Source organism: Paenibacillus sp. 2TAB19 (genome assembly GCF_052115185.1).
Lineage (GTDB): Bacteria > Bacillota > Bacilli > Paenibacillales > Paenibacillaceae > Pristimantibacillus.
The window spans coordinates 1-4,159 of sequence record NZ_JBFRGE010000154.1; the positions used below are offsets into that span (position 1 = coordinate 1).

At 49.6% G+C, this 4,159-nt stretch carries 4 protein-coding genes; all 4 read right to left on the reverse strand.

The annotated features are described in order from the left end of the window. Positions 1-1,190 (reverse strand): MFS transporter (locus AB4Z33_RS30315; protein WP_442053465.1); only part of this gene is annotated, 1,190 nt, incomplete at its 3' end. Between the two features lie 151 nt (positions 1,191-1,341). Continuing rightward, entirely contained in the window at positions 1,342-1,626 is a 285-nt protein-coding gene (locus AB4Z33_RS30320; protein ID WP_337101162.1) for an ArsR/SmtB family transcription factor, read from the reverse strand. 97 nt (positions 1,627-1,723) lie between these two features. Continuing rightward, positions 1,724-3,415: a dihydroxy-acid dehydratase gene (ilvD, locus tag AB4Z33_RS30325; RefSeq protein WP_442053466.1), complete on the reverse strand. Its 1,692-nt coding sequence runs from the start codon at positions 3,413-3,415 to the stop codon at positions 1,724-1,726. A gap of 23 nt (positions 3,416-3,438) precedes the next feature. Then, on the reverse strand, positions 3,439-4,104 hold the full coding sequence (locus AB4Z33_RS30330; protein WP_442053467.1) for a GntR family transcriptional regulator: 666 nt from the start codon (positions 4,102-4,104) through the stop codon (positions 3,439-3,441). Positions 4,105-4,159: the final 55 nt, after the last annotated feature.

A 4,159-nucleotide genomic window follows, 5' to 3' on the forward strand; every position in this document is an offset into this window, starting at 1 on the left:
ACATCAAGCAGCGTTTCTTCGGTTGCTTTCTTGCGTACGCCGATGTTTGATATACGAAAGGACAATAATGCCGTCGCTGCAGCAATCGTTACGCCAGCAGCTCCGATCCATGTGATGGATGACAGCGACAGCTGCTCGACAACAACGCCTCCGAGTCCCGCGCCGGCAGCCATTGCTAACTGCAGCATGGAAGTGTTCAAGCTGAGCATGATGCCGGAAGCTTCGGGAGCTAAGCTGATTAAATTATACTGCTGAGTAGGTCCCGATGACCAAGCCGAGAATGACCAGAGCATRAGCAACGGGAAGATGATAGCCGCAGATTGCTGTCCGGCCAGTGAAATCAATACAAGCGCAATCGCGTGGATCAACATGCCGACAACTAAGGTGCGCGGGGCTCCCCATTTATCAGTACTGAAGCCGCCTAGCTTGGATCCGATCAGACTGGCGATGCCGAATGCGAATAGTCCAATACTCACTCCCTGCTCGCTTAGCCCTGAGACATTAAGTAGAAACGGCGATAGATAAGTGTTCGCGATCGAATATCCGCCAATCCAGAAGAAGGTGATAAGTAAGGCGACAACGATCTTAGGCTGCTTAAGCAGTGCTAGCTGCTTGCGGATCGGCACTGGCTCTTCCCCTTCCGTTCTCGGAATCGTGAACAGAATCAGCAGGATGGCGACGAGCCCCAGTAGTCCGATTCCAGCGAAAATCAATTTCCAATCGTATGCGGCAGCGGCAACCCTTCCTATCGGCACACCAATAATAAGAGCGGTGCTGAAGCCCATAACGAGCGTTGCGATGGCGCTTCCTTGCTTCTCAGGCGGAGCAAGCTTGGCTGCTACGGTTAGAGCCGTAACGACGAATACCCCTGTGCTGAGCGCTAAGACGATTCTTGATGCCAACAGGAATCCGAAGCCTGGTAATAGGACGGCTATGGCATTCCCTGCCGCAAATACGGCAAGAGCATAGATCAGCAGCTTCCGGCGTTCCACTCTAGCCGTGGCGGCCATCAGTATCGGAGTACCGAACGCGTAGGCTAACGAAAAAACGGTGATCAGTTGGCCGGCTGCGGACACCGATACGCCAGCATCCTCTGCTACTACATCCAAAATCCCCGCAATAATGAACTCGGACGTACCAACAAGAAAGCTGATGACGGCAAGCATGTAAATTTTCCATGTATTCGACATGACCATATTGCTCCTCTCTCCACTCCAATGATCTTTCTATATTTCTAAATATATAGAAATAAAGCTGAAAAAAATGACTGCTTTTTTTGCAGCCATCTTGTTCCGTTGCCGAAACAAACCTTTATGCCTCCATATATGAGCTTTACCCTCGCTATATTTCAAGCAAATACGGTGCATACTTCTCCGCCATTTCGCGGTTGACGCTGTAATAGATGTAGGTGCCGTCCTTGCGAGTATTAAGCAATCCGCAATCCGTTAATTGCTTCAGATGATGAGACAGCGTCGATCCAGCGACGGATTCCAGCTTGCTCCCGATATCGGAGCAGCATAAATTCCGCTCTTCGGTTAGTAACAGAGCGATTTTGAGCCGTGTCGGCTCCCCTAGCGCCTTATACACTTTGACCGCTTGCCTAACTTCCGCGTTATCCTCCACCATCGTCCACACACCTTTGCCGTAGTTGTTATTTCCATGGATGTCGAAATAAAGATATCATACCTTTTTTCGAATGTAAAGCCCTGATAGGAGAGCTTGGCTACTCCATAATGTCCGTAACCGCGCCTTTCGAGGCCGACGATACTAATCGAGCATACTTGGCTAGTACTCCGGAAGTCACTTTATAGGGAGGCTGTATCCAAGTCTTCGCCCTTTCAGCAAGCACTTCCTCTGACACCTCTAGCGTTATTTGTTGCGTCTCGCTGTCGATGGAGACGATATCTCCGTTTTGCAGCAGCGCAATTGGACCGCCTACTTGTGCTTCAGGAGATACATGACCCACTACAAAACCATGCGAGCCGCCTGAGAATCTGCCGTCCGTCATAAGAGCTACCTCACCGCCAAGACCTTTACCTACGATGAGAGCAGTTACCGACAGCATCTCCGGCATGCCTGGACCGCCCTTCGGGCCGCAATATCGGATGACCAATACATCTCCTTTGTGGATCTGATCCTTTAGAATAGCCTCGGTAGCAGCTTCCTCGCTGTCGAATACTTTGGCCGGTCCGACAAACCGAAGCTTCTTCATTCCCGACATCTTGGCCACTGCCCCTTCTGGAGCGAGATTGCCTCGCAGCACAACTAAAGGTCCATTGGGCTTCAGCGGCTGATCTATCGGACGAATAATGACCTGATCGTCTTGCAGCGGCGAGGCATCTGCTAGATTTTCAGCTAACGTTTTACCGGTGACCGTCAAGCAATCCCCATGCAGCAGACCATCCGCGAGCAATTGCTTCATTACACCTGGAATACCGCCTATATMGTTCAAATCCTGCATAACATATTTGCCGCTTGGCTTCAAATCCGCCAAATGCGGTACACGCAGACGTATTCGTTCAAAATCATCCAATGTTAAATCCACGCCAACCGAGTGCGCAATCGCAAGCAGGTGCAAGATTGCATTCGTTGAGCCGCCTAACGCCATGACAACCGTGATCGCATTCTCGAACGCTTTTTTCGTCATAATATCTTTGGGGTATATGTCCTGTTCCAACAACGACAGAACCTGTCTGCCAGCTACTGCACATTCCGCTGCTTTGTCAGGCGAGACCGCTGGCGTGGACGAAGAACCAGGAAGGCTCATGCCCATAGCTTCCGCGGCTGCCGCCATCGTATTAGCGGTATACATGCCTCCGCAGGCTCCCGGACCCGGGCAAGCATTGCACTCCACTTTATGAAGCTGTTCATCCGAAAGATTACCTTCATGATATTGGCCAACCGCTTCGAAAGCCGTAACGATATCGATGTTCTTTCCGTCAAGCTTGCCTGGTTGGATCGTTCCTCCATATACGTATACAGAAGGGATATTCATGCGTCCGATCGCCATCAAACAGGCAGGCGTATTCTTATCGCAGCCTCCGATTGCCACAAGTCCGTCGAATCTCTCCGCTCCAGCCACGATCTCAATGGAATCGGCGATTGCTTCCCGGCTTGGCAGAGAGAACAACATCCCCCCATGCCCCATCGATATGCCGTCCGATACCGTGATCGTGTTGAAAATAAGCGGAGCGCCGCCGTTACTTCGCGCCCCTTGCTTAGCATGCAAGGCTAATTGATCGATGTGCATGTTGCATGGCGTTACCTCGCTCCACGTACTCGCTACGCCAATCATCGGCTTCTTAAAATCTTCATCGGTGAAACCGACAGCACGCAGCATTGCTCTGTTCGGTACTCGATTGACACCTTCGCTAATCACTTTACTGCGAATACGCAAATCTTTTGAATTTTCCATCCTACTCACTCCTCTGTCGTTTCTTATAACAATTCATATAGTTCCTTCATCGGGCGGATAAAATTTTGTTTCATCAGCACTTCCGCTTGTTTGCTATCCTTCAAGTCCAAAGCATGTATAATCGACTCATGCTCTTYGACAGAAGCCTGAGTCGCAGTGACTGACTTCTTGAGGAACACATACTTAAACCGCCGAATGTGTATCTGAAGCGAAGCGCTGAATGAAGCGATATAAGGATTGTCCGATAGCTCCACAATCAAATTATGAAACTGTTCATCTGCTTCCATCGCTTGATAAGCTTGGTTGTTTTTGATCGCGTTAGCAAACTCAACATTAATTGTGCGTAATTGCTCGATCTGCTCGTGAGCAATGGTTTGCGCGGTTGCTTCTGCTGCCAACGATTGTAGAGCGGCCATTGTCGAATACATCTTAAATATATCTTCCTTCTCAATAGCCGTGACTTTGGTTTCTTTGCCGGGGTGCGTGGATACGAGCCCCTGTACTTCAAGCAATTGGAATGCCTCTCGAATCGGAGTACGGCTGACGCCTAGCGTTTCTGCTAATTCCGCGTCAATCAGTTTCTCACCAGGCTGAAGCGTTCCATCGATTATCCATCTTTGAATTTGCGAAAAGGCTCTTTCCTTTGCTGACATTCGTACGGGCGAGATATAATTTTTAGGTACAGGCATCCCTATCATCCTTGCTTCATTATTTTCTTATATGCAATATATCGCATACTTGTGC

Bases quoted from the DNA above. Each gene is read 5' to 3' on its own strand.
- AB4Z33_RS30320 (WP_337101162.1), bottom strand. From the start codon at position 1,626: ATGGTGGAGGATAACGCGGAAGTTAGGCAAGCGGTCAAAGTGTATAAG.